This window comes from Methylocella silvestris BL2 (assembly GCF_000021745.1).
GTDB classification, from domain to species: domain Bacteria; phylum Pseudomonadota; class Alphaproteobacteria; order Rhizobiales; family Beijerinckiaceae; genus Methylocapsa; species Methylocapsa silvestris.
The window spans coordinates 3,762,252-3,788,750 of sequence record NC_011666.1; the positions used below are offsets into that span (position 1 = coordinate 3,762,252).

22 protein-coding genes are annotated in these 26,499 nt (G+C 61.2%); 19 read left to right on the forward strand and 3 right to left on the reverse strand.

The window, feature by feature from the left end; genetic code table 11:
- Positions 1-165: 165 nt before the first annotated feature.
- From MSIL_RS17410 to MSIL_RS17420, 3 genes are all read right to left on the reverse strand, one after another.
- Positions 166-861 carry a DUF3313 domain-containing protein gene (locus MSIL_RS17410; RefSeq protein ID WP_012592389.1) on the reverse strand — a complete coding sequence of 232 codons (696 nt, stop codon included), beginning with the start codon at positions 859-861 and terminating at the stop codon, positions 166-168.
- Between the two features lie 123 nt (positions 862-984).
- A complete protein-coding gene (locus tag MSIL_RS17415) occupies positions 985-1,521 on the reverse strand; it encodes a DUF2147 domain-containing protein (RefSeq protein WP_012592390.1) in 537 nt (178 codons plus the stop codon).
- 383 nt (positions 1,522-1,904) lie between these two features.
- On the reverse strand, positions 1,905-2,555 hold the full coding sequence (locus tag MSIL_RS17420) for a TetR/AcrR family transcriptional regulator (protein WP_012592391.1): 651 nt from the start codon (positions 2,553-2,555) through the stop codon (positions 1,905-1,907).
- 192 nt (positions 2,556-2,747) lie between these two features.
- Between MSIL_RS17420 and MSIL_RS17425 the strand changes: the two genes are divergently transcribed.
- From MSIL_RS17425 to MSIL_RS17510, 19 genes are all read left to right on the forward strand, one after another.
- On the forward strand, positions 2,748-3,350 hold the full coding sequence (locus MSIL_RS17425; RefSeq protein ID WP_012592392.1) for an outer membrane protein: 603 nt from the start codon (positions 2,748-2,750) through the stop codon (positions 3,348-3,350).
- A gap of 174 nt (positions 3,351-3,524) precedes the next feature.
- Positions 3,525-3,770: a hypothetical protein gene (locus MSIL_RS21495; protein WP_148213138.1), complete on the forward strand. Its 246-nt coding sequence runs from the start codon at positions 3,525-3,527 to the stop codon at positions 3,768-3,770.
- Between the two features lie 448 nt (positions 3,771-4,218).
- Positions 4,219-5,157 carry a transporter gene (locus tag MSIL_RS17430; protein ID WP_012592393.1) on the forward strand — a complete coding sequence of 313 codons (939 nt, stop codon included), beginning with the start codon at positions 4,219-4,221 and terminating at the stop codon, positions 5,155-5,157.
- A gap of 371 nt (positions 5,158-5,528) precedes the next feature.
- Complete coding sequence (locus MSIL_RS17435) at positions 5,529-6,653, forward strand: NAD(P)-dependent alcohol dehydrogenase (RefSeq protein ID WP_012592394.1); 1,125 nt, start codon at positions 5,529-5,531, stop codon at positions 6,651-6,653.
- Between the two features lie 9 nt (positions 6,654-6,662).
- Entirely contained in the window at positions 6,663-8,186 is a 1,524-nt protein-coding gene (locus MSIL_RS17440) for a class I adenylate-forming enzyme family protein (protein ID WP_012592395.1), read from the forward strand.
- A gap of 12 nt (positions 8,187-8,198) precedes the next feature.
- The gene (locus MSIL_RS17445) at positions 8,199-9,623 is read left to right on the forward strand and encodes an aldehyde dehydrogenase family protein (protein WP_012592396.1); all 1,425 of its coding nucleotides are present in this window, start codon (positions 8,199-8,201) and stop codon (positions 9,621-9,623) included.
- A gap of 44 nt (positions 9,624-9,667) precedes the next feature.
- The gene (locus tag MSIL_RS17450; protein ID WP_012592397.1) at positions 9,668-11,263 is read left to right on the forward strand and encodes a carboxyl transferase domain-containing protein; all 1,596 of its coding nucleotides are present in this window, start codon (positions 9,668-9,670) and stop codon (positions 11,261-11,263) included.
- A 49-nt stretch (positions 11,264-11,312) separates the two neighbouring features.
- Complete coding sequence (locus MSIL_RS17455) at positions 11,313-13,193, forward strand: acetyl/propionyl/methylcrotonyl-CoA carboxylase subunit alpha (protein ID WP_012592398.1); 1,881 nt, start codon at positions 11,313-11,315, stop codon at positions 13,191-13,193.
- Entirely contained in the window at positions 13,193-13,642 is a 450-nt protein-coding gene (locus tag MSIL_RS17460; protein ID WP_012592399.1) for a MaoC family dehydratase, read from the forward strand. The genes MSIL_RS17455 and MSIL_RS17460 overlap by 1 nt, the downstream gene beginning before the upstream one ends.
- Entirely contained in the window at positions 13,639-14,475 is an 837-nt protein-coding gene (locus MSIL_RS17465) for an HpcH/HpaI aldolase/citrate lyase family protein (RefSeq protein WP_012592400.1), read from the forward strand. The genes MSIL_RS17460 and MSIL_RS17465 overlap by 4 nt, the downstream gene beginning before the upstream one ends.
- Before the next feature lie 136 nt (positions 14,476-14,611).
- Positions 14,612-15,604, forward strand: coding sequence for a DUF7064 domain-containing protein (locus tag MSIL_RS17470; RefSeq protein WP_012592401.1), 993 nt, complete (start codon positions 14,612-14,614; stop codon positions 15,602-15,604).
- A 5-nt stretch (positions 15,605-15,609) separates the two neighbouring features.
- Positions 15,610-16,413 (forward strand): HAD family hydrolase, encoded by an 804-nt coding sequence (locus tag MSIL_RS17475; RefSeq protein WP_012592402.1) that lies wholly within the window; start codon positions 15,610-15,612, stop codon positions 16,411-16,413.
- A 50-nt stretch (positions 16,414-16,463) separates the two neighbouring features.
- Positions 16,464-16,880, forward strand: coding sequence for a PEP-utilizing enzyme (locus MSIL_RS17480; protein ID WP_012592403.1), 417 nt, complete (start codon positions 16,464-16,466; stop codon positions 16,878-16,880).
- Between the two features lie 44 nt (positions 16,881-16,924).
- Positions 16,925-18,334, forward strand: coding sequence for a hypothetical protein (locus MSIL_RS17485; RefSeq protein ID WP_012592404.1), 1,410 nt, complete (start codon positions 16,925-16,927; stop codon positions 18,332-18,334).
- A 3-nt stretch (positions 18,335-18,337) separates the two neighbouring features.
- Entirely contained in the window at positions 18,338-18,958 is a 621-nt protein-coding gene (locus tag MSIL_RS17490; protein ID WP_012592405.1) for a hypothetical protein, read from the forward strand.
- Positions 18,951-21,443, forward strand: a complete 2,493-nt coding sequence (locus MSIL_RS20380; RefSeq protein ID WP_012592406.1) for a pyruvate, phosphate dikinase — start codon at positions 18,951-18,953, stop codon at positions 21,441-21,443. Before MSIL_RS17490 ends, MSIL_RS20380 begins: the two co-directional genes overlap by 8 nt.
- Before the next feature lie 87 nt (positions 21,444-21,530).
- Positions 21,531-23,756: a helix-turn-helix domain-containing protein gene (locus MSIL_RS17500; protein WP_012592407.1), complete on the forward strand. Its 2,226-nt coding sequence runs from the start codon at positions 21,531-21,533 to the stop codon at positions 23,754-23,756.
- A gap of 76 nt (positions 23,757-23,832) precedes the next feature.
- Positions 23,833-24,237, forward strand: coding sequence for a DNA-3-methyladenine glycosylase family protein (locus MSIL_RS17505; RefSeq protein WP_049768210.1), 405 nt, complete (start codon positions 23,833-23,835; stop codon positions 24,235-24,237).
- 364 nt (positions 24,238-24,601) lie between these two features.
- Complete coding sequence (locus MSIL_RS17510; protein ID WP_012592408.1) at positions 24,602-26,482, forward strand: S53 family peptidase; 1,881 nt, start codon at positions 24,602-24,604, stop codon at positions 26,480-26,482.
- Positions 26,483-26,499: the final 17 nt, after the last annotated feature.

A 26,499-nucleotide genomic window follows, 5' to 3' on the forward strand; every position in this document is an offset into this window, starting at 1 on the left:
TGAAACTTACCGCCTTCGTCCCGCATCCCGATGTCGCCGACACCGAAGTGACGTGCAAGCAGAGCGCTCGCTCAAAATCGATACAAGCGGGCCCGCGGTTCAGTACCGATCCGCAATATGTTCGGACGTTCGGCGTCTTCAAACACAGCTTTGGAATGCCTATGATCATCTCAATTGCGCGATGAGATCATCTGCTCCCTTGTCTATTCCGGCCTCTGCTGCGGCCAGCGATCCCATGCTGGCCATGACGTCGTATGGGCTCGGATATTGCTTGCTGACATATGCGCTCAGCAGGCGGGAGGTTGACGCATCGAATATTTCGACGGCATACATGACCGATCCTGTCATCAGCCCCTCTCCGCCGCGCGCTGTTTGCACTCCGTTGTAGACTGCGCCAGCAACGTCGAATCGTGATAGCGTCGCGAGAACCGGCGTGCTGGTCGCGGCGCCCGTCAAGGTCAGCCTGATACGCAAGGTGTTCGGCGCGCGCGCTCCCGCGAGCGCGAAGCGGCTGCCCAACTTTTCAGTGAATCGGGTTTGCATGTAATTGGCGAGCGACTCTTTATCCTTTTCCGACATATCGCCGAATTGGTGATCGCGACCCCGATAGAGCACCACCGGCTCGATGATAATTTTGTTGTAGGCGCGCCAGTCCGCTCCAGCGGAGTATCGGTAGGGGACGCGTCCGGACGCATCCGATCGATTTGCCGTTAGCTGAGGCGAGGAAGCGACGTCCGAATAAAGCGCTGGCTCCACGCTTGCGCATCCGAATAATGCAACTGTCAGCGCTAAAATCGCCAGGCGAAAGCCGGTCCAAAGCGCCAGGGCCGCCATATGATCGCCCCGCCAAGATGTGTACATCTCTAGCTCCTGTCGTGCATGCGGGACGATGCTCAAGAGTGACCAGCCAAATATCCGGCGAAGCTTTCGCGCCGGAGCCGATTCGCCGCGGTCAATTGGCGGTCACCCGGGCACACTTGGCAGTCACCTGGCCGGCTCCGTGTTCGGCCTTGGACCGGTCGGGTCGCCGGTTGCTCCTGCCAATTGCCCTGGAAGGACATCGCGCGTCTCAGTCCAGCTCTGCGTGGCGCATAGAACTGACAACAAGCAGCCTCTGACCTTCAATATGTCGGCCTCCCGCCACAGCGAGATCTCGTAGGTTTTGCCATCGTCGGCATTGTAGATCTGACCCTCGAAATGACCCTCGGAGCTCGTTTTCCGGCCTGCGATCAGCTGGCGCCCCAGAACAGGCCGATAGCGTTTCGCAGGATCCGGGTTCTTCTCGTCCTGGAGCGGCCGCCCTTTCGCATCGAGCGAAATTTTCATCCAGACGACGTAGCCACAGATCTCGCCCTGCTTTGCCCCGCAGGGCTCGATCCGGATGCGAGCCCGGCCGTCTTCCGTGAGCCAGGCGCCGCTCGGGTCGGCGGGGCTTGCTGCGTTGCCGGATCCAACGCCGAATGCGATCCCTGCGAGAATGACGCACACAGGCGCTCGCCGGACCAAACTCTTCTGTCTCATATCTTGTCCTTCACGGCGCGAAAGCGGACGAGCCCGCAACACGCGGTAGGCGACGGCAACCGACGCCTTCAGCTCATTAATCAAACGATACAGTACGATTATACGCAATCTTGTGGATTTGCAAGCCGGTATCGCAGCCGCGGTGAATCGACGCGCGCCGGCGCCGTGGCGCAGCCCCGAAAGGCGTTGGGACTGTGCGGAAGCGCAAATGTGCGTCGCCAGCCGCAGGCCGAACAGAAAAAGGCGGCCACATAGGAGACGGCTAATGAAAGACCTGTCCGGCGCGCTGGACGCCGCCGCATTCGGAAACAGTTCATTCTGCCGAAGAGGAGGCTGATCCAGAAGCCTATGAGGAAAAGCTCGTGGGCAAGCGGCGCCTGTCGCTAGCGGCACCCGTCCAGAAACAGTCTGACGGCGGCGACGATCCGCTCACGCCGCTCCCTCTCCGATCTGACGCCCTTGCCGCTGAGCATCAGCGCGCGGGCGGGACCATCTACCACCGCGTACAGGAACTGCTCGGCAAGGAAGCGCGCGTCGGTCGATCGTATCTGCCCCTCACGCATGGCGTTCGAAAAAAGATCCGCAACCAGATCTCGCGTGTGGACGCTGCTTTCATGGTAGGCGAGGGACAATTGCCGAAATTGATGTGCTTCCGACGCGATGAGCCGCTCGAGCTCAATGGCCGCTGGCGTCAGCGCGCGTTTGGAGAGCTCGACGCCGATCTGCACCAAGGTTGTTTCGATGGGGCCCAGGCGCCCGAGCTGGGAGAGCGGCACAAAAAGATCGCTTATCCTTTTCAGAATCACGGCGGCAAACAACACTTCCTTCGAGACGAAGCGGGCGTAGAAGGTCTGCTTCGATATCCGGGCGGTCTCCGCGATAAGATCGACGCTCGTCGCTTCGAAGCCAGTCTCAAGGAAGAGCCGCGTCGCTACATCGATGATGTGCTCTGTGAGCTGCTGCGCCTGCTCTTTCGTCGGCCGCCCGCTGCGTCGTCCCGCGATCTTGTCCGGCTTGGCCTTGGCGACTTTCATTTCGATTTTCTCTCCGAACCGTCCCCATGCGCCTCAACGCCGCTTCGCCAGCGCCCGCAGACCGCCTGATCCTACGATCTACGCATATCGACTTGCGGCCTGATTCAAAAGAGTATAAATAGTACGTGATCGTTTGATTAATGCGTGGAGCATTTTCAAACTCATCGAGCTGCAATGTGGAGGAGCAGGGTCATGACCCTTAGAAATTCGATCGTCAATAACGTCACGATGTCGGCGCTGGTCCTCGTTGCCGCCCTCGTCGCCCGCGCCGCGCATGCGGCGGATCTTCCATATCCTAAGGAAGCGCCCCTCTATACGCCGCCGCCGGAATTCTCCTGGACCGGCTTCTATGCCGGCGTGAATATCGGCGGCGGCTTAAGCGCCGAAAATGCCTTCAACAGTTTTTCTGGAATAAACGCCAGCCGGGCAGGCGGAGTGGTCGGCGGTGGTCAGGTCGGCTATAATTATCAGCTGACGCCGCTATTTGTTGTCGGCATAGAAAATGAGTTCCTCGGCTCGAGTATTTCCACGAGCAACAATGATTGGAACAGACCGCATGTAACCGTTCCCTTCTTTGGAACCGCTCGCGGCCGCGCAGGATTCACGGTCTTTGATCCACATTTGCTCGTCTACGGAACCGGCGGTCTGGCTTTCGGCCAGGTGAATGACGCCGGAATCAACAAGCTTCGAATTGGCTGGACCGCGGGAAGTGGGTTTGGAATGGGCTTTTCAGCCCAATTGGTCCGCCAAGATCGAATATCTCTGCACGGATCTCTACAAAAATCTCAAAAATGACGATTTGCCTGATCAGCACGCGAAATTTCACACGATCCGTCTCGGCCTGAACTATCATTTCAACCTGTTCTAGCCGGCGTTCCCTCCAAGGGCTGTCGATCGGCACAGGATCACGGTTTGACGAAGCGTCAGACTAGACAGCTGTCGATCGTTTGTTTCTGACAAGGCTCTGGGATGCTGGCGGCGGCGCTCTCCCTGAAATCCCGGCGGCGGCCGCCTCAACGCCCGTCGGCGTCCGGCAATTTAGCCGATCCTTTTTGCACAATCATTGATGGAGCGATTTACAAGATGGAGAATGTGGCTCCAATCCTGATGATGCTGCTCGCCGTTGCGGCGAGCGGCATGATCTCGCGCGCCGTCCCCGTCGTCTCTCCTCAGACGAGGCATGAAAATGCCCGAATTCGACGAGCCGCAGCTTGACGAAGCCGACGCCCGGATCGCCGCAGCCCAGGCGGCGATTGGTAGAGTTCCGTAGATTTCACGAGCAGAGAGGGGCGAGGTGGCCGATCGCAAAAAACGCGTGCGCCTCTATAGGCAACATGCGCCGACCAAAAGTAACTTCATTCCAGAACGAAGCAAGATGACTGCTTGCCTGCGAGCGGTCGCTTAGCGAGCGCGAATAGCGCGTCTGTCCTTTCTCGCATTGCCGGACCAAACGATTGGCCCCGAGCGAGCGTCCGTCTTTGGCGTGAGCCAACGGATGAAAGGCGGCATCTCTTTTTATCCTCAGCTGCTATAGGCCCGCCGGTACGACCGTGTCAGCAATAATAAAAATAACTGACTTCGTCGTGGTTGGAAGATCCTGCCCTGTCCATCTCGAAGCTCATTCCTAGTCAACAATAATACACTGATTTTGAGGGAGAACGCGATGAGGACGACACTTCAGAAATCTGCCATCACCCATGAAAGAGCGTGTCCCGTAAGCAAATTCCGGTTGGGCGCTTTTGTGGCTTTGCTTGCCTTTTTCGGCCTATACGCGCCGTGCGCTCGAGCCCTCGACGTCGATGCCGACGACTACAGCGCAGGCGCTCTTCCGGCAGGGACCAATCTCGCACTGCTCTACGGGCAATTCGTAAATCGCGACGCAGCGTATTCTGCCAGCCAGCGTGTCGGAAACGGAACGCTCGATTCTGAGGTGGGGATCCTCCGTTATGCGCATTTCGTCGAAATAGGGCCCTTTATCGCCGATCCGCAGTTTTTGCTCCCTTTCGGACATTTGCAGGGTATCGGCGATCTTGGCAGTCTTGGCCAGACGACTGGCGTCGGCGACCTGATCCTCGCTTCAACGATCTGGCTATATAACAAGCCAGAGTCGAATTTGTTTTTCGGCATTACGCCGGTTCTCTACGTTCCCATCGGAACCTACAACTCCAATAATGCGTTGAACCTCGGCGAGAATCGTTGGAAAGGCGCGTTGCAGGCCGGGTGGGTTATGCCGGTTTTCGTCAAGGAACTCGTGCTTCAGCTCGTCGGGGACGTTACGTTCTATGGCAACAACACGTCGTTCGGGGGGAGGGCCCAGACGCTGCAGCAGCTCCCGCTTGTTTCGCTTCAGAGCTGGCTTAAATATGCGGTGACCCCCGATTTCGATTTGCGGATGGGCGCCACCTACTATGCCGGCGGTCAGACAAAGGTTAATTCGACCGTCAACAGCGATAGCCTCAGCACTGTCAACTTCAAAGTCGGCTTCGCGTGGAACTTCGCGCCGAGCTGGAATATCATGGCGGTCTATGGGCGGGATATCTCGGTCGACAACGGCCTGAGAGAAGCCAATCGCGTCAATCTCAGGCTGCTGAAGGCCTTCTGAGAAAATCTGCTTCTGTTTCGTCGCGGCGCTGCCACTCCCCAGCAGTCCGCTTCATTCGCCGCGCTTCCAGAAATGGGGGCGCGGCGTTTTTTGTTGGACGCGGCTCGAGAGCATCGTCCGCGAAGGCGCCCTATCGCGGCAGCGTCGGCGCTGGCTACTCTGGCGTCGATCGAAACGCCGATCACGAAGCGGGGCTCCGATTCTGTCCGACCAGGATAAGCCCGTGGCTCCTTTTTATCTCTAACGGCAATAGTCAGGCCGTCGGCCGCGCTTCATTCTGCGATCCGCAATGGGGAGGACATTTGTTCGCAGGAAATCTGCGCGCAAATCCCGCACGCCGACACAAAAATGAACAAGCGGAGCGCGTGAACATGCTACGAATGAAAGCTGCGGTCGTACGCGAGAAGGGCGGACCTTTTCTGGTTGAGACGATCGATCTCGACGATCCGCGAGGCGAGGAGGTCTTGGTCCGGATCGCTGGCGTCGGCATGTGCCACACGGATCTTGTGGTCCGCGATCAATATTTCCCGACGCCGCTGCCGGCCGTTCTGGGCCATGAGGGCGCCGGAGTCGTCGAAAAGATCGGCTCTCAGGTGACCAAAGTCGCTGTTGGCGACCATGTGGTGCTGACCTTCGCAAGTTGCGGCAAATGCGCCAATTGCCAGAGCGGACGCTACGGCTATTGCCCCGACCTTTATGCGCATAACTTCAGCGGGGCCCGGGCAGACGGATCGAGCCCCTGCTGCGACGCGCATGGCGATCGCGTCAGCGGATATTTCTTCTCGCAATCGTCGTTCGGCGAATATGCGCTGGCGACCGAACGCAACGTCGTCAAAATTCCCAACGATGTCCCCCTTGAGATCATGGGACCGCTGGGCTGCGGCGTCCAGACCGGCGCTGGCGCGGTCATCAACGCGCTGAAACCCGGAGCTGGGACCAGCATCGCGATCTTTGGCGCCGGCTCGGTTGGCCTCGCCGCGGCAATGGCGGCGCAAGTGGTCGGATGCGCCCAAATCATCGTTGTCGATTTGAACGCTCGCCGGCTGAATTTGGCGAAGGAGCTTGGCGCGACGCATGTCGTCAACGCCGGTCGGGAAGACCCAATACTTGCCGTCAGGGCGCTGACGGGCAATGAGGGCGCGCAGTTTTCGCTGGAATGCACAGGGCTGCCGAAAGTCGCGCGCCAGGCGGTCGACTGCCTGAGGCTGACGGGCCTTTGCGGACTCATCGGCGTCGCGCCGCTCGGCACGGAACTGACGCTCGACATGAACGGCATTCTTTTCGGCCGCGCCATACGCGGAATTATCGAAGGCGACAGCGTGCCCGATATTTTCATCCCGCAATTGATCGAGCTTTGGCGGCAGGGGCGTTTTCCGTTCGATCGGCTGATCCGCAAATATCCGCTGACCGAGATTGAAGAGGCCGCTCGCGCTTCGGAGTCGGGCGACGTGCTGAAAGCCATATTGATCCCGGACGGCGCCCCGGCCGGGAGCTGAGAGGCCGCGATGCGTCGGGGCGTCATCTCAAATCTTGTGCAGCTTGCGGCGCAGCGCTACGGCGACGGCGCCGCATTGACGCTGCCGGGAGCGCGCAGCTTCACCTTTCGTGAGCTTGACGAGCTCACCGGACGTTTCGCCGGCGGCCTTCGCAGCCTTGGCGTGCGCGCCGGCGATCGGGTCGTGCTGCATCTTCCCAATGGCTGGGAGTGGATCGTTTCCTATCATGCGATCGCGCGGATAGGCGCCGTCGTCGTTCCCGCGAATTTTTTGCTCAGCGCCGCCGAAGTGACATTCGCTGCGCGCGATTCCGAGGCGCTCGCGCTGATCCTGCCAGCAGAGCGCAGAAGCGCGGTCGCAGTGAGCGAGGACGTTGCCGTCATCACGCTTGGGTCATCTGAAGGCGCTGTCGAATTTCAGAGGTTGCTCGCAGGCGCCTACATAGATCCGGTCGAGCGCGGGGCAGACGATCTTTTTACCATCGGCTACACCTCAGGCACCACAGGCAGACCAAAGGGAGCCATGCTGACGCATGGATGCGTCTACGCAAGCATGGCCGCGACCGCGACGATGCATGTGCGTCACGCCGGCGATATAGTGCTGTCATCGCTGCCTTTCCCGCATGTTTACGGCAATGTCGTCATGAACGCCGTATTTTTGACCGGGATGCGGCTCGTTTCGACTCCGCGTTTCGAGGCGGGAGCGGCGCTGAAGCTTATAGAACAGGAACGCGTGACGCTCTTTGAAGGCGTGCCGACGATGTATTATCAGATGCTCGCGCATCCGGATATTGCGTCCGCCGACTTGACCAGCCTTGTACGCTGTACGGTTGGCGGTCAGACGATGCCCCTTTCGCAGATCGAGGCCGTCGCGAACCGATTTGGCTGCCCCGTGCTTGAACTGTGGGGAATGACCGAAGTCGCCGGTCCGGCGGTCACCCATTCGCCCTACTGGCCGTCGCGTTACGGTTCGATCGGCCTCCCCGCGCCCGGCGTCCATGCGCGCATCGTTGATCTTGAAGAGCGCACACGCGATCAGCCCATAGGCGAAGCGGGCGAGCTGCTGGTGCGCGGCCCCATGGTGACGCGCGGATACTGGAACGATGCGGAGGCCACGGCCGACGCGATCGACAAGGATGGCTGGCTCGCCACTGGCGACGTCGCGCGGGCAGACTCAGACGGCTACATCTTCATCGTCGATCGCAAGAAAGATCTCATCATCACCGCGGGCTACAATGTCTATCCAGCCGAGCTCGAGCAGGTGATCGCCATGCATCCTTCGGTCGTGATGGTCGCGGTGGCGGCGATCGCGGACGCCGAGAAAGGCGAATTGGCCGAGGCGTTCGTCGTCCGCCGCGCCGATGCGACGCTTGACGAGACGGAACTGTTGATCCACTGCCGCAAGCATCTCGCCGCCTACAAGGTGCCCCGGCGCGTGATCTTCGTGGACGATCTGCCGAAGACCAGCACCGGCAAGATCATGCGTCGAAAGCTGCGCGAGTCGGCTCGCGATTGCATCCCCACACAAGCGTGAAAGATCGTTTCCATGAGCATCGACTTTTTTTCAAATTACACCATGTCGATCGACGGCGCCGCCGCGGCCTCGGCGGCGACGTTCGAGGCTTTCAATCCGGCGACTGAAGAGGTCATCGCGGCGGCTCCCGATGCGAGCCGGGAGCAGCTTGAGGCCGCCGTCGCCGCGGCCAAGCGCGCCTTTCCAGCCTGGAGCGCGCGGCCGATCGCAGAGCGCCAGGCGCTGGTGGCGCGGATCGGCGACCTTATCGAGGCGCATGCCGAGGATTTCATGCGGCTGCTGACCCGCGAGCAGGGCAAGCCGCGCAAGGGCGCCGAGTGGGAAATTTTCGGGTCGGCGATCTGGTGCCGGGAAATCGCCAAACAGGAGCTGCCCGTCCACATCAGCGAAGAGAGCCAAACGCGCAGAGTGGAGACACGTCGCGAGCCGCTCGGCGTCATCGCCGGAATTACGCCCTGGAATTTTCCTGTCCTGCTCGCCATCTGGAAGATCGCGCCGGCTCTTGTCGCCGGCAACACGATGGTCCTGAAGCCTTCTCCCTACACGCCGCTTTGCACGCTCAAGCTCGGCGAGCTGGTTCGCGAGCTGCTTCCCCCCGGCGTTCTGAATATCGTCTCCGGCGGCAACGAACTCGGCGTTTGGATGACGACCCACTCGGACATTCGCAAGATTAGTTTTACCGGCTCGACCGAAACCGGCAGAAAAATCATGGCGGCGGCGTCGGGCAACATCAAACGCATTACGCTTGAGCTTGGCGGCAACGACCCTGCGATCGTGCTTCCGGACGTTGACGTGAAGGAAACAGCCGAAAAGCTGTTCTGGGCGGCGTTTCAGAATAGCGCGCAGTTTTGCGTCGCGGCGAAGCGCCTTTATATCCACGCCGATATTTACGACGATCTCGCCGCCGAACTGGTCGCCTACGCGAAAACGGTGAAGGTCGGCGACGGCTCCCTGCAAGGCACAGACCTTGGTCCAATACAAAACAGGATGCAGTTCGAGAAGCTGAAGAACCTGCTCGCTGACGCCAAGACCAACGGTCTGCGCTTTCTACTTGGCGGAGACGTCACGGACGCGAAAGGCTTCTTTGTCCCTGTCACGATTATCGACAACCCGCCGGAGAACAGCCGCGTTGTCGCTGAAGAGGCGTTCGGGCCGATCCTGCCCCTGCTAAAATTCGATGACATTGACGGCGTGATCGCGCGCGCCAATGACACCGAATACGGGCTCGCGGCTTCTGTCTGGGGTAAAGATATCAAAGCGGCGCGGCGGGTCGCCGAGCGTATCGACGCCGGAACCGTCTGGGTGAACGAGGTCCATACCTTCTCGCCGCATGTCGCCTTCGGCGGACATAAGCAATCCGGTCTTGGCATCGAAAACGCGCTTGAGGGGCTTGCTGAATACACCAACGCAAAGACGCTCGTCGTCAACGCGGCCTGAGCCGTGGCGAAATCGGAGCTGCGCTTGAATCAGAGGAGAACTACTTGAGCGTTTTAACCAGCAGCATCGATCGCGCGGATCCGGTTTTCGCGGCCAACGCCGCGCATAATCGAGGGCTGGTCGAGACCTTACGGGATACAGTGGCGATCGCCGCGAAAGGCGGGTCGGACAGCGCGCGCGAGCGGCATGTGGCGCGCGGCAAGCTCCTGCCTCGCGACCGTATCCATCGCTTGCTCGATCCCGGCTCGCCGTTCCTGGAAGTCGGCGCGCTCGCCGCCCACGGCATGTATAGCAGCGATGCGGCAGGAGCTGGCATCATCGCCGGCGTCGGCCGCGTATCGGGCCGCGAGATTATGATTGCTGCGAATGATTCCACCGTGAAAGGCGGCGCCTATTTTCCGATGACGGTCAAGAAGCATCTCCGCGCGCAGGAGATCGCTCAGGCGAACCGTCTCCCCTGCGTCTACCTTGTGGACTCCGGCGGCGCGAATCTTCCACATCAGGCGGAGGTATTTCCGGATCGCGATCATTTCGGCAGAATCTTCTACAATCAGGCGCAGATGTCGGCGGAGGGCATTCCGCAGATCGCCTGCGTCATGGGCAGTTGCACTGCGGGGGGCGCCTATGTTCCCGCCATGTCGGATGAGACGGTGATCGTCCGCAAACAGGCGACAATTTTCCTCGCAGGACCGCCGCTGGTGAAGGCCGCCACCGGCGAGGTTATTTCAGCCGAAGACCTCGGCGGCGCGGATACGCATAGCCGCAAATCCGGCCTCGTCGACCATGTGGCGGAGAATGACGAGCATGCGCTTTTGATTGTCCGCGACATTGTCGCGACCTTCAATCGCCCCAAGGCGGTCGACGTCGAAATGATGACGCCGCGTCCGCCAAAGCTCGATCCGCAGGATCTTTATGGCGTCGTGCCGATCGATGTTCGCGCGCCCTATGAGGTGCGCGAGGTTATCGGCCGCATCGTAGACGGCTCCGAATTTCATGAGTTCAAGCCGCTTTACGGAACAACCCTTGTCTGCGGCTTCGCTCGCGTCTGGGGCGCGCCCGTCGCGATTCTCGCCAACAATGGCGTTTTATTCTCGGAGTCGGCGCTGAAGGGGGCGCATTTCATCGAGCTGGCCTGCCAGCGGCGCACGCCGCTGCTATTCCTGCAAAATATCTCCGGCTTCATGGTCGGCGGCAAATATGAAGCCGAAGGGATCGCGAAGAATGGCGCGAAGCTGGTGACGGCGGTCGCCACCGCCTCTGTGCCGAAGATCACGGTTCTGATCGGCGGCAGCTTCGGCGCAGGCAATTACGGGATGTGCGGGCGCGGCTATAGTCCGCGCTTCCTGTTCAGTTGGCCCAATTCGCGCATCTCGGTCATGGGCGGAGAGCAGGCGGCCTCGGTGCTCGCCACCGTCAACCGCGACGCCGAGCATTGGACGCCGGAGCAAATCGAGGCCTTCAAGGCGCCCATCCGCAAGAAATTCGACGACGAAGGCAATCCATACTACGCCACCGCGCGCCTGTGGGACGACGGAATCATAGATCCCGTTCAGACTCGCGACGTCCTCGGCCTCGCCCTTTCCGTGACGCTTGGCGCGCCGATCCCCGATCGGCCGCGCTTCGGACTGTTCAGAATGTGAAGCCGGCCGATCGCCGGACCCTTTGAACGGCTACGGATCTGAAAGCACGATGTTCGAAAAGATATTGATCGCAAATCGCGGAGAGATCGCGCGTCGGATCATCCGCACGGCGAAACGGCTTGGCGTGCGGACCGTCGCGGTTCATTCCGACGTCGACGCCGCCATGCCCTTCGTCGCGGAAGCCGACGAAGCGGTCGGCATCGGCGGCGCATCCGCCCGCGAAAGCTATCTCGCGCCGGACAAGATCCTGTCGGCGGCCCGGACGACCGGCGCCGAGGCGATCCATCCGGGTTATGGCTTTCTGTCGGAAAACGCCGACTTCGCCAAAGCCGTCGCGGGCGCCGGCCTTGTCTGGATTGGCGCGCCTCCGGCCGCTATCCGCGCCATGGGCCTGAAAGACGCCGCAAAGCGCCTGATGCAGAAGGCTGGCGTGCCGGTGACCCCTGGCTATCTCGGCGATAATCAGAGCCTCACGCGGCTGCAAACGGAAGCTGATGCGATCGGCTATCCGGTTCTCATCAAGGCGGTGGCGGGTGGCGGCGGCAAGGGAATGCGCAAGGTCGAGGCCGCCGGGTCCTTCGCGCAGGCGCTGGAGAGTTGCCGCCGCGAGGCCGCCGCCGCCTTCGGCGACGACCGCGTGCTTCTCGAAAAATATGTGCTGAACCCGCGCCATATCGAAGTGCAGATTTTTGGCGACTCCCATGGCGGGGTCGTCCATCTGTTCGAGCGCGACTGTTCGCTGCAGCGCCGCCATCAGAAGGTGATCGAGGAAGCCCCCGCGCCCGGGATGGATGACGAGACGCGCGCCGCCGTCTGCGCGGCCGCCGTCAGGGCGGCGAAAGCTGTGAACTACGTTGGCGCCGGCACGATCGAATTCATCGCCCAATCGGACGCCGACGCGCGGGGCGCCGTCCGCGCCGACCGCATCTGGTTCATGGAGATGAATACGCGCCTCCAGGTCGAACATCCGGTGACCGAGGCGATCACGGGCCAGGACCTCGTCGAATGGCAGCTGCGCGTCGCCTGCGGCGAACCGCTTCCGCTTAAGCAGGAGGCGCTGGCCATCAACGGCTGGGCGATGGAGGCGAGGCTTTACGCCGAGAATCCCGCGACCGGCTTCCTGCCCTCCACGGGCCCCCTCGACTGGCTGCGCTTTCCCGATAATGTCCGAGTCGACAGCGGCGTCGAGCGGTATGGCGAAGTCACCCCGCATTACGATCCGATGATCGCCAAGCTCATCGTCCATGCTCCGACGCGCGCCATGGCGGCGCAGCGCTTGGCGAAAGCGGCCGGCTCCGTCGAGGCGTGGCCGGTCAAGACCAATGCGGCTTTTCTCGCGCGGGCCGCAAGCGATGCGGATTTTGTCGCGGGCCGCGTCGATACAGGCTTCATCGACCGCCATGGCGACCGGCTGCTGCCGCCAAAAGATCCTTCGCACGCGGTGCTACAGGCGGCGGCGCGGGCGATGCTGTCCGCAGACGCGGTCGATCCGTGGCGCGCGCTTGCCGGATTTCGCGCCAACGCCGCGCCCGATCGGCGAATTATCGTCGAAGTCGCCGGCGTCTCCCATGTCGTCGCAGTCGAGGGGCCACCGCCTTCGGCCCGATTTGCAGAGGTCGGCGGCCAGCGCATCGTGTTCTTTCACGGGGAAGCGTGGCCATTTGGGGCGCCCACCGCCAACAGAAGCGGCGGCGAAGTGGTTTCGACCGGCGTGATCGTCGCCCCCATGCCCGGCCGGATCGTCGCCGTGGAAATCTCCGACGGCGAAAAGGTCTCGCGCGGTCAAAAATTGCTAGTGCTGGAAGCCATGAAGATGGAGCACGCCATGACCGCGCCTTTCGATGGCGTCATCGCGCATTTGAAGACGAAGGTCGGCGCTCAGGTCTCGGACGGCGACGTCCTGCTGAGCGTGGTCAAGGGAGAAGACTGATGGCCGGCCGATGGTTCGACCAATGGCGCGTCGGCGACCGCATCGTCCATGATATCCGCCGCACCGTGACCGAAACGGATAATCTCCTTTTCTCGACCATGACGCATAATCCGCAGCCGCTGCACCTCGACGCGGAAACGGCAAAGGCCAGTGAATTCGGCCGCATTCTCGTCAATGGCACATTCAGCTTCGCGCTGATGATCGGACTGTCGGTGGGAGACACGACGCTGGGCGTGCTCATCGCCAATCTCGGCTATGATAAAGTCAAAATGCCAAAGCCCGTCTTTATCGGAGACACGATGCGCGCCGAAACGGAGGTTCTGGCGCTGAAGGAAAGCCGGTCGCGCCCTGAGGCCGGGGTCGTCACCTTTGCGCATCGTTTGATTAATCAGCGCGATGAGATCGTCTGCCAGTGCGAGCGGGCGGCGCTGATCCGGAAATCCTCATGAGGCTGCGCTCGCTTCTGTTCGTTCCGGGCGACCGGCCGGAGCGCTTTGCCAAGGCGCTGGCCAGCGGCGCCGACGCCTTGATCCTCGATCTTGAGGATTCCGTCGCGGCCTCGCGCAAGGGGGAGGCGCGGGCAGCCGTCGCCGCCTTTCTCGCCCCGAGCGGTGCGAGATCCGCGACGCTGTTCGTGCGGATCAACCCTCTTGGCGGCGAGATGGCCGACCTTGACCTCGCCGCCGCCCGCGGCGCCGATGGGATCGTCCTGCCGAAAGCGGAGGGTGCGGGCTCGATCGCCGATCTCGACCGGCGGCTTGGAGCGGATCGCGCCATGATCCTTCCCATCGCCACCGAAACGCCGGCTGCGGTGTTCGCGCTTGGCTCCTATGGCGGCGTCACGCCAAGGCTGTGCGGCCTGACATGGGGCGCCGAGGATCTCCCGGCGGCGATCGGAGCTACGACAAGCCGCGAGGCGGATGGAAGCTATACGGCGCCCTATCAGCTTGCCCGTTCGCTCGCCCTGTTTGGCGGGCACGCGGCGGGCGTCGCCGCAATCGAAACGGTCTTTCCGGATTTCCGCGATTTGCACGGGCTGTCCCTCTATGCCGCCAGAGCGGCGCGCGACGGCTTCACAGGCATGCTGGCGATCCACCCGACGCAGGTCGCCGTGATCAACGCGGCCTTCACGCCGCCAGAGGCCACGCTCGCGGAGGCGCGCCTGATCGTCGCCGCGTTCGCGGCGAATCCTGACGCCGGCGCGCTTCAGCTGGCGGGACGGATGATCGACGCCCCGCACCTGAAACAGGCGAGGCGCATTTTGGCGGCGGCTGGAGAATAAACGAACGATCGGCCCCAGGCCGGGATAAAGTCGAGCGCCCTTATTATCTGTCGAAGATATGGCGCAGGCCCAAGGATCGACGCTAATTTCATCGCCACGAACTTGCGAAGCAAGATTGAAAATAAGGGAGAAATGCATGATTGGGGCTGCGGACGCCGAATTTCATCCAGCTGATCCGGACAAGCTAAATTGGGCGGAAACCAATTTCTTCGGCTTCTATAATGCCGAGGAGAGATTAAACATTGGCGTATACGCCCTGTTCCGGACCAATCTGCGCACCGTCAATTCGACCATCTGCATGAATTCCGGCTTCGCAATCGCGCCTTGGGAAGCCGATTACGTCGACTGTCAGTCCGTCATTCCTATGGCCCCTGACTGCAGTCTGCTCGACTACGGGCTCGCCAATGGCCTGCACATCCGCTGCGTTGAGCCAAACATGGCTTGGGAGATCAAATTCGACGACGGCGAAGGCACTAAGATCGACGTCGTCTACCGATCGATCATGCCCGCATTCGATATTCACGATCCGGTCATGGATCCAATGGTTGGCCGCCATGACGGCGAATTCGCCTGGGGAACCGCCTACAATGGCCATTTTGACCAAACTGGCCACTACCAAGGCGCCGTGACCCTGCGCGGCCGTACGATCCCGATCGACTGCATTTCCACCATGGATCACAGCTGGGGTCCAAGGCCGGAGCGCGGCGCCCCCAACATGAGCTGGCTGCATGCGCACTTTTCGAAAGATCTCGCGGTTCACGCCATCTTCAGCTTCGATCCCGAGCAGAATGGGTTGAAGCTCTCCTTGACGCACGGCTATGTTGTAGAGCGCGGCGAAATCTTCGGTCTCAAGGCGGGCTCCGGACAGGCGGTGCGCCCGCGCGACCGTTACGCCGACAGCGTCGAGCTTTGGCTCGTCGATCGCGCCAATCGGGAGTGGAATCTTTCCGCAAAAGGGCTGACGAGCTTTCCGTGGCAATGCTGGGCCAATATGGTTGCATTTAACGTGCTCGGACGGTGGGAGATGAATGGTCTCGTCGGCTATGGCGAGATTCAGGACTTCTTCGAGCTGCCGCAACTGACCCGGTTGAACTCCATCCCGGCGACGCGCATCGCCGCGGCGGCGTGAAGTCGATGGCGCCGCCAATTCGTGCGATTCTGTTCGATCTCGACGGAACTCTCGTGCAGACCCGGGACGCGTCCTGGGTGCTGTTCGAACGGACCAACAGGAAATTCGCGCTCGGCATCGATGACCGCGAGCAGTTCTTCAAACTCTTTCGGGACAATCTGTTTGTCGCAGTCCCGCAGGCTTGCGGCGACGAGGAACGCGGGCTTGCGGCGATCAATCATTTCCTCGAGCTTTTGCGCAAAGAGTATAATCCGCCGCTGGTGCCGGGCATCGCGGATGTCGTCAGGACTCTCGCGGCGCGCTGCGTTCTGGGCATCGTCTCAAGCAACGCGCTCGAGGCGATCCGGCGGATCGCCGACGACGCCCATATCGCCCAATGCATTGCCCACGTATTCGCAGGCGATATCGAGCCTGACAAACGCAAAAGCATCCGCCAATTCCTCGCCGATCCGTCATATGCCACGTTGCGCATCGGCTCGCCCGCCTATCAGGAGCGCGCGCCGAAACCGTTCGAGCCCGATGAGGTCGCATTTGTGACAGACACGGTCTGCGACGTTCGACATGCGCGCGAATGCGGCGTCCGAACGCTTGGCGTCTCATGGGGAATGCACAAGGCGAGCGACCTTATGGAGGCGGGAGCGGAGAAAGTCGCGGTCTGGCCGCAGGAGATCATCTCCTGGGCGCTGTCGCCGCGGTCAAACGTGATCGAGGAACGCGCGGACGAGGTAGAGCCGCCGCCGGAGACAGACCTTGAACCGGTCCTCGAAAAATCCGGCGTCCTGCGCCTAAAAGGACTTCGCGCTGATTAGAGCCGCAAGCAAATGCGGTCCAGCGCCACAAACAACAAGGAGAGGAAACAATGAAAGTCATAGCGCAAGGATACAACAGTTTCGAAACAAAAAAATCGTCCGAAGGCGAGGTTGTCTACCTGCCAAATCCACAATCTGTGATCAAGCTAATCCAGAGCGGAAAGCTGAAGGAGCACATATTACTCGTTCAGGGCGGCACGACGACGTTTCTTTCGCCTGCGCTTACTATGGGCGCGATCGGCGTCATCACCCTGTCTGGCGCCCCCGAGTCGCATCTGGGAATTCTGTCGCGCGAATTTCAAATGCCCTGCGTCATGACGGCTCATCTCGTCGACAGCGACACGCGCTATGTCACCGGCGGCGACAATGACGCGCATTTTGGAGCGATGATCAGCCGTCTTCAAGGCAAACGCGTGCGACTCGATTGTAGCGATGTCGAGCAGGGCAAGATCGTCGAGCTCGATTGAGACAACAATATAATAAGCAAAAGCAACAGGGCGAGGAAAAAACAATGAGCAGTTACAAGAAGCGTTATTCCGAAGGCGATGATGGGCTCCGGTTTCAGGATCTCGCCTACGTCGGCAATTTCAAGGGTCAGGAGCCCGTGCGCGACGGCATCGTCGGCGACCGTATCATGCGCTCCCGCGCGAAGTCGAAAGTGCTTGAAAAAGTCAGCCGCGAGGACGTCCTTAAAGGTCAATTCACGCTCGACGAGCTGAACGACCTAAACAACTATCTCGCCTGGAATATCTGGGACGTTCTGGTTATGCGCGCAACCGAGGGCGTATCCGGTATGATCCCCCGCCAGGAATATGAAATCCTGGCGTTCATGAATGAATTCTATCGTTGGCCCGAAATTCTGCGCATGACGACCGACGAGATCGGCGCGGAAGGCGTCATCAATATAGGCGCGACGGCTCGGCGGGAGATCGGAATCAAAGTGAACGCCGTCCATGACTGGTGCATCGGCGCCGTCGGTTTCGGTATGGGCCGTTGCGGGCTGCTCGCTCTCGAGGCGATCAAGCCGAACGACTATGTCGAGGAAAGCAATGAAATTCTGAAATTCATGCAGCGCGTCCTGTGGGGCAAGCGTCAGGACGGCTATATCCTGAATTCTCAGAACCGGTATCGCTGTGCGATCCACGACAAGGACGTCATCGAGACGCTCGCCTCGCATATTGAGTATTTTGAGCCCGGCAGCGATAAGCACCAGAAGTTCACGCGGTTCAACGCGTCGGCCGAATTGCTCGCCTTCCTGGACCATTTCGACAACCGACTCGGCCTCGGCGACACGGGCCCGTATGAGCTCGCGGACGGCAAAATTCTCATCATTCGCGATCTTTTCACGAATGAGGAAGTTTATCACTGGAGCGACGCCTGCGACAACGCCGGCGTCCCGCATTGCTACAGCCTGCTGCTGGTGATCGATCCGGAGGCGATGAGCCTCGAAGAGATCAGAGTTAACGACATCTCGACGACATTCACGAGGCCAAAAAACTATATCGAGCACATCGTCGGCGGCGCCGTATTCGTGCGCGAGAAGTGGAATACGCCGATGTCGGAGATCTATCCGATCGCGATCGACAATCTTGAGAAGCGCGTCGAGGGCATCCAGCAGGCGACAATGGGTCTCTACAGTAAGCTCGCCCGCATGTCACGGCGCCAGCTCATCACCAATGGCATGTACACCTATTATATCGACATGATCCTGCCTCATCTGCGTCTCGCCGGGACATATGAGAAGGCCTGCGTCGACTATGATTTCTGGGAAATCGATCAGCGCGTCTCCAATTATTATTATGACATCACCAAGCGCGGCTTCGCACAGGCGGTCGTGCCACAGAAGATATTTTCGGGCGAAGGCTATCTTCCGTTCCCGGACGGAACGGATCTGCGCCGCTCCAAATATTTCTGGAGTTGAGCCATGATGGTTTCCGGCAATCGCGCATCGACGGTATCGCCGCCGGTCGCGCCCTTGATCGACGACAACACATTCGACGTTTTGAACGCCATCTATCTGCACAAGATGGCGACGCCAAAGCATGTCGCCGAGGTCTCCGAACTCGCCGAGCCCCAGGTTGAGAGCATCCTGAAGCGGCAGCAGAGCGAGGAGGCGGTGATTGATCTTGGCGGCTCTTTCGTCCTTGGCGAAAAAGGGACCGCAAAGGTGCTCGCCTTCTACCGCGAGGTCTATGCGCCGTTGCGCGCGCAGGCCGGCGTCATCGCCTGGTACGACAAATTCGAAACAAGCCTCAACCAGCAGTTCATCAAGGCGGTTTCCGACTGGCAGACCTCCGCGGGAGACGATCGCGCCCGCGAAAAGATGACGAAGCTCGTCGAACGCATGATCCGAACCTTGCGCCAGATCACCTCCGACGTGTCCCGTTATGAAAAATACGCCAATCGCTTTGCGCGGGCGATGGCGCTTGCCGATCGCGGCGAAGACGACTTTGTCTGCAAGCCGACAGTGGATTCGATGCACAATATCTGGTTCGAATTTCACGAAGACATCCTCGCTTTGATAGGACGCCCGCGTGATGTCTGAGGTGCTTGAAACGACGGCGGCCCGCTTCGTCTGGGACATTCGCGCCCTCGATCCGAGCGACGGCAGACGGTTTGGCGGCAAGGCGACGGGACTCGCTCGGATGGTCGCGGCTGGCATTCCCGCGCCCCCGGCGTTCGCCATCGGCACGGACGCCTTCCACGCCTTCCACGCCAACGGGCGGCGCTTGCCGGATGACTTGCGCCGCCAGGTGAATGAAGCCATGGCGCGGCTTGGCGCGCAGGCCGGGCGACGGTTCGGCGTCGCCGACGCGGGCGAACTGCCCTTGCTGGTGTCGGTCCGCTCGGGCGCGCAGGTCAGCATGCCGGGAATGATGGACACCGTTCTCAATCTCGGTCTTGACGCCGGGCTCGCCGCCAAAATGATTGCCTGCACAGGCGCGCGCGAATTCGTGATCGATAGCTGGCTGCGGTTCTGGAAAATGTACGCCGAGATCGTGCTCGGCCTCGACGGCGATGATCTTGTTGATGACATCGCGCCGCAGCGCGCGGCCGCAATCGGGGGAGAGATCGACCTCGAGACGCTGGAGGCCGCCGTCGTCGCGCATATCCTCTCGCAGGGAGAGGCCGCGCCGACCGATCCGCGCGCGCAACTCGATCAGACCATTTCCGCGGTCTTCGCCTCTTGGGACAGCCCGCGCGCAAAAGCCTACCGCCAGCATCATGGAATAGCCGATGACCTTGGCACGGCGGTCACAGTTCAGGCGATGGTGTTTGGCAACGCCGACGACAATTCCGGCTCCGGCGTCGCCTTCTCGCGCAATCCCAATGACGGCGATCCGGCGCTTTATGGCGAATATCTCGCCGGCCGGCAGGGCGAAGACATCGTCTCGGGGGCGAAGACGCCGATTGATCTCTCCCGATGCGAGAACGGTTACGCTGAGCTGCGGGCGAAGCTCGACGAGCATTCGCGCGCGCTTGAGCGTCTTTACGGCGACGCCGTCGATATCGAATTCACTGTCGAATCGGGCAAGCTCTATCTGCTTCAGGTGCGCCCCGCCAAGCGCACGGCCGAGGCCGCCGTCCGCATCGCGGCGGATCTTGTGGAGGAGGGGCTTGTCGATTCGGCCGCCGGCCTCAAGCGGGTTTCCGCCGAGCAGGTGAAACGGCTGCTGCGTCCCGTGTTCGACCCCGCCAAACTCGCCGAGGCAAGAAGCATCGCAAAAGGCATCGGCTCATCGCCCGGACAGGCGAGCGGCGTCGCGATTTTCGATTCGGACCGCGCGGCCGAGCGCGCAGCGGCGGGCGAAGCCGTCATTCTCGTGCGGCCGACGACGAGTCCGCTCGACATTCGCGGCATGATCGCGGCCGACGGCATATTGACGGCGCGTGGCGGCGCGCTGAGCCACGCCGCCGTCGTCTCCCGCGCGCTCGACAAGCCCTGCATCGTCGGATGCGAGACGATCGAGATCGATCCCGAAGAGAAGGTGTTCGTCGCGGGCGGCAAACGCTACCGTGAAGGCGACTGGATCGCTATCGACGGCGCGAGCGGGCTTGTCTATGCGGGCGCGATCGATCTTATCGCCCCGGCGCAAGGCGCCCGCCGCTTGTCCCGCCTGCTCGAGAAAGCCGACGCGCTGTCGCACGCGACGATCTGGACCGCGACCCATAATGGCGGCGAGGCCGTGCAAATGAGGGGAGCCGGCTGCGCGCGCGCATTGACGGGCATGACTGATTTCGCCCTTGCGACCGGCTCGATCGAACGACTGATTGACTGCGTCAGCCGGATCGGGCGTCCGAACGCCGCCACGGAAATAGAACTCGGAGAGATTGCAGGAGCGATCGCCGCGAAAATATTCGAGACCGCTTGCGCGCCGATAAATCATATCCGCCTGCCGAGGCTGGCGTCCGAACGCGCTCGCTCGCTGATACCCGGCTGGTCCGATCTCGACCCGCGCCTGTTTCTGCCGCTAGGCAACCCGGCGTTTTATCGGCCCCTGCTTCATGGGCTGTCGCAGGCGTCCCTGGATCAGGACGCTCCCATCACAGTCTTGATTGGCGGCGTCACAGACGTTGGCGAATGGCGCCGTTTCCGAAATGAGGCTGAAGCGTTTCCAAATCTCGCCGCCGGCGTCACCGTGCAGAATGTGGCCTGCCTCGACGCAGCGCCTGCAATGCTCGCAGAAGGCGCGACCTTGTGGCTCGACATGGATGAGATCCTTTTATCCGCGCATGGATTCGTGCCCGAGCATTATCTGGTTGCGACCGCGCTTGACGATTATGTCCATCAAGGCCTCATGAGCGCCAATCCGCGAAGCGCCCTGAAGCCCTTTCTCGCCTCTCTCCTGAACAGGCTGGCAAATGCGTCGGACGCCGCCGAACGCGTCGGCGTCGATTGCGGCGCCGGCTGCGATCTCGGCTTGCTCCGCGCTCTCTACAGGGAAGGCTTCCGGACGTTCGGCGTTCCCCCCTGCAACCGCGAGGTGGTTTGCCTGGTGCTGGGACAGGAGGCTGCATTTAACCTATAGTGGCCGACAAGAATTACGCCAAACGGGCTCAAAGTAGCCTGGGGCCCCCGTGGTCGGTTTGGGCCGCGGCAAACATGAGGAAACGCCGTGGCTGCATCCAGGCTGGATCACGCGCATGCAATGCCGCCGCCGCAGGACGCCGGCGCCGATCCGCTGATGGCGCTGGAGGCGCTGACGAAGCGCGTCGCGGCGTCGGTCGAAGGCGGCTCGCATGGGGTGTTCGCAGAAGCCGAGCGAGCTCTCGCGGAGTTTGCCAAGGCTCGCGCCGTACGTATCCTCGTCAATGCGGCGGGAAGCTGGCGTCCGTGGCGCCAGCTCGACACGCCGGACACGCCGCGCTCTGATTCGGCGCCCGAACTTGCCCCGGGCGCTCCGCTTCTCGCCGACGACCGCATCGTGGCGACCATCCGCGCCGGGTGTATCGTTGCATTGATCGACCACGCCGCGATCGGCGAAGCGCGCCGGCAGGCGCTGAACGTCGCCGCAAATTGCATCGATCTTGCGATCACGACCGGTGAGCGCCAAGACAGTTCAAGTCGCAATGCGACGGAGATGCAGGCGCTTCAGAACGTCGCCGGTCGCATCCTCCAGAGTTCGGATATCGAGGAGATCCTGCTTCTCGTCAGCCACGAAACCAAGCGGTTGCTGGCGTCGGATATTTGCGGCGTGCTGATGCGCGTCGGCGACGAAGTGGTGATGCGAAATTGTGTCGGACATTTTTCGGCGGAGCTGGCCAAGCTGCGCATGAAGCCCGGCAAGGGCGTCGCCGGCCGCGTGCTCGCCACCAGCGAGCCTTTCGCGGTCGCTAATTATGTCGAAAGCGACGCGATCAGTCCGGATTTCATTCCCCTCGCGCGGATTGAGAAGGTGCGCTCGGCGGCGGCGGCGCCGATTGTTTCGCGTGACGCGGTGATTGGCGTCCTTGAAGTATGGCGGCGGCGTCCTTCGACCTATACCGAGCAGGATGCGAACCTGCTTCTCGCGCTGGCCGGACTTGCTTCGCTTGCGATTGTGAACGCGGAACTCTTGCAATCGCGCGCTTGCGCCGCCGCGGAGCTCGCGGTCGTCAACGCCACGCTCGCGCAACGCTGCGCCACGATCGAGAATTCAGCCAAATTTCAGGAAAAAATCGTACAGCTGATGTTGAGCGGACGGCCTCTTTCTGTCCTGGCGGCGACGACGGCGGAGCATGTCGAGGGAACCGTGCTGGTGCTCGATCGCGACCTCGCGATCGAGACGGCGCAGCCTGACCCGGGAGAAAGCGCGGGCGCGATACTTGATCTGGCGCGGTCCATCATCAAGAAAGTCAACCGCATTCCCGATCAGGCGATCGTTATGGGCGCGGGGGACGATCATGTGCTGGCGCAGCCTGTTCTCGCCGGCGCCGAATTGCTCGGTTGGATTGTCTGGCGCGGCGACGCCGAGCCGTCCGAGACGACGAGGCTGGCGTTGAGCCATGTTTCGCTCGCGGTCGCGATGCTGCTGCTCGAACGTCGCAGCGCCGCCCGCGCGCGGGCCGAGACCGTCCAGGCGGTGCTCTGGGATCTGCTTGAGGGCGATGAAGTGGTTAGCGCGGCGGCGCTCGATCGCGCAAGGGAAATGAACGTGTCTTTCAAGGGTAAGGTCTGCGTGCTTGTCGCCACGCTGGAGAGCTTCGGTCCTGGCAAGGACCGCGGCGCCGGCCTGCCCGACGGGACCACCCATGATCGTGTGCTTGACCGCGCCCGTCTCGCCGACCTCGGACGCAGCGCCCATATGGTGGGCTTGCGCGGCGACCAGCTTCGCATGATCTGCAAGGCCGCTGACGCGGAGTCGCTTTGCGCCGCGGCGGCTCGGATGATCCACGACATCAGGCTCGAGGCCTCGGGCGTGTCGCTCAAGGCAGGCATTAGCGGACCATGCGGCGATCTGCGCAAGCTGCCGGCATGTTTCCGCGAAGCGACCGTCGCTCTCGAGGTGGCGCAATATCGTCATGGCCAGCCCGTCGCCTGCTACAGCGACATTGGCGTACTCGGCCTGTTGATTAACTTACGCGGCAAAACGGATATCCGGCGCGTCAGCGAGGAGATCCTTGGCGAGCTTACTTCGGAGCCTCAGCCGTCGCGCAAAATTCTGTTGGAGACGATGCAGACATTCTTCGAATGCGACTGCTCGCAGATTGCGACAGCCGCCAAGCTCGGAGTGCATCAGAAGACCATCGCCTATCGCCTTGGCAAAGTGTCCCGCCTTACAGGCCTCGATCTCGCGCGGCACCAGGATAGGCTGCTCGCAGATATTGGGATTCGCCTGAGCCTGACGCTTGAAGCGAAATAAAGCGCCAAGCATTTGGGCGCGTATAGTCCGACAATGGCGCAAACGCCGAAGGCGTTCCCTTGCCGACGCTGGAGCGATGCCGAACCGAGGGCATCGTCCTTCTGCGAAAGATGAAGAACTGAAGCTTGCGGCCTTTCAGACCGCTGAGGCGATTACAAGCGGCGCGCTGCCGCTCGGCGAACTTGGCGCCTTACCGGCCGACGTGGCCCATGCCGCGCTGACGGCGGTGAAAGGCATCGGCCCCTGGACGGCCGACATCTATCTCATGTTCTGCCTTCGCCATTCCGACGCATTTGCCTTGGGCGACCTTGCCTTGCAGGAGGCCGCGCGTCTCGCCTATGGAATGGCGTCGCGGCCGAGCGTCACCGAACTTGTCACGCTCGCCGAGTGCGCCCATGGCGCGCCGTCGCCGCCAAGGTGCTCCGGGCGCATTACAAGATCGCGAAGGGCCCCCGCGTGTCGGATAGCGTCAGGCTCGTGACGGCGCGTGCGTCGAAGCAGATCGCCGTGAAACCGAAGCGGTCGAAGTCAGCGAGGACGGAGCGTGTCGTCGCTCGCCATTGGGGATCGCATAAAAATAAAACTGCTTCCCGCTGCCGCGCTTGCGGAGAGTTCGTTGCCAAAATGGCGGCGTCAGGTATAGGCTCGTTCGGGCTAGTTTATAAAACGACGAGAGACGCTATGCCTCAAATAGTGATTGGGAGAAGACGCGCCAGCGTTCGCCGCGTGAGCTTGACCTGAGGTGTTTTATATTCTGCTAACTTGCAGTCTGCTCGCATTCGCCGAGTCTCTACACAGCTTATGAATGTTAAGTATTATCAGTTTTTGCAAGAGGAAATCTCATCATGAACCGATCACTGCGCAACTATTTTGCTGCGGCAATGATTTTTGGTGTGACGGGGGCGCAAGCCGGGATTCCCTACCCGACGGCGGCGACCCCTAAAGCGATCGACCGGGGCTTAATGAAAAGCCTGGCGAGCAGCAGTGAAATCTCGGTGACGGTCGCGCTGCGGCCGCGCGACCCAAACGGCGCGGAAGAGTTGCTCAGCGCGCTGACGACGCCGGATGACCCTCAGTTTCACAAATTTCTCACTCCGCAACAGTTCGCCGCGAAATTCGGCCCGAGCGCGGCGGATGTCGCGAAGGTGATAGCGACACTGAAGGGCTATGGCCTTCGGGTCGAGCAGGCGACGCCTTTCACGCTGCGCGCAACTGGAACTCCTGCCAAAATTGAAAGCGCCTTTCACGTAAGCCTGCACCAGTTCGATGTTCCGGCGCAGGGCGGCGCGGCCGCCTACAGCTATCACGCGCCGGCGACGCCTCCGACCGCGCCGGACGCGGTGGCCGGGCTTATCTCCGGCATCGTCGGTCTGGATACAAAGCCGCATTTTCGGCCCCACGTTCAGAAGGCTCCGGCGGAGCTAAGCGCCGTCGAGGGGCAGCAGCAGCAAAGCGGCAACCCAAGCCTTATAAACCCTTTGGGGTCGCTTACGGTGGCAGATTTCGCCCAGTATTACGACGTGAAGCCGCTCTACGCCGCCGGCGTCGCGGGCAACGGCCGGACGCTGGGAATCATCACTCTTGCGAATTTCACTCCGAGCGACGCTTTCCATTATTGGACAAGGGTCGGGCTTGCGGTCGCGTCCAACCGAATGACCCTCGTCAACATCGATGGCGGCCCGGGCGCCCCGAGTGACGTTTCCGGCTCCGACGAGACCACACTGGATGTTGAGCAGTCCGGCGGATTGGCGCCGGGGGCCAGGATGATTGTTTATTTGGCGCCTAACACGAACCAGGCTTTCTTCGACGCCTTCGCCAAGGCGGTCAACGATAATACGGCCGATACGGTATCGGTCAGCTGGGGCGCTTGGGAGGGATTTGATCAGTCAACCGGATTTACCAATTCGCTGCATAGCCTGCTCGTTCAGGCTGCCGTACAAGGGCAGAGCTTCTTCGCCGCCGCTGGCGATGATGGCGCCTACGACGTCGATCGCGCGATCGGCGTCCAGGCAGGCGGCGTGACGGTCGATTATCCGGCGAGCGATCCGGCCATAACAGCGGCAGGGGGCACGACGCTTGCCGGCAAGCAGGCGTTTACCGTCAATGGACGTCCCCTTGTCATCAATGTCGCCAAGGAGCGCGTGTGGGGCTGGGACTATCTTGATCCTGTCTGCAAAAAACGAAAATTGGACCCAATCGATTGCGGCATCTTCTCCGTGGGCGGTGGCGGCGGGGTCAGCATTGTGTTTGGCATTCCTGATTATCAAACAGTGACCAAGAGAAAAGGCGCTGTGCCGATTCCGGGGATAAAGACAAGCGCAAAGGGGGAGACAGTGCAAGGCGCGCGGCTGCCGGCTGGTTTCCAGGGGCGCAACGTGCCGGACATTTCAGCAAATGCCGATCCCAATACCGGATATTCGATGGATTATACCTCTAACATTCACGGCTTCCGCACGACTACTTTCAATGGCGGCACCAGCTTCGTCGCGCCTCAATTTAATGGCGTCACGGCTCTGCTCTGCCAGAAAGCAAATAGCAGGCTCGGTTTGATCAATAACCCTCTCTACAGTTTAGTGAGAGCGAATGCTGGCAAGAAGGCAGGCGGACCAATAAGATCCATCGCGACCGGCGACAATTGGTTTTACAAAGGCGCACAGGGTTATAGCCCGGCCGCCGGGGCCGGCGTGCTCGACGTGACGAAACTAGCAACCGAACCTGGATTCTAGCGGCGGCCAAAGCAACC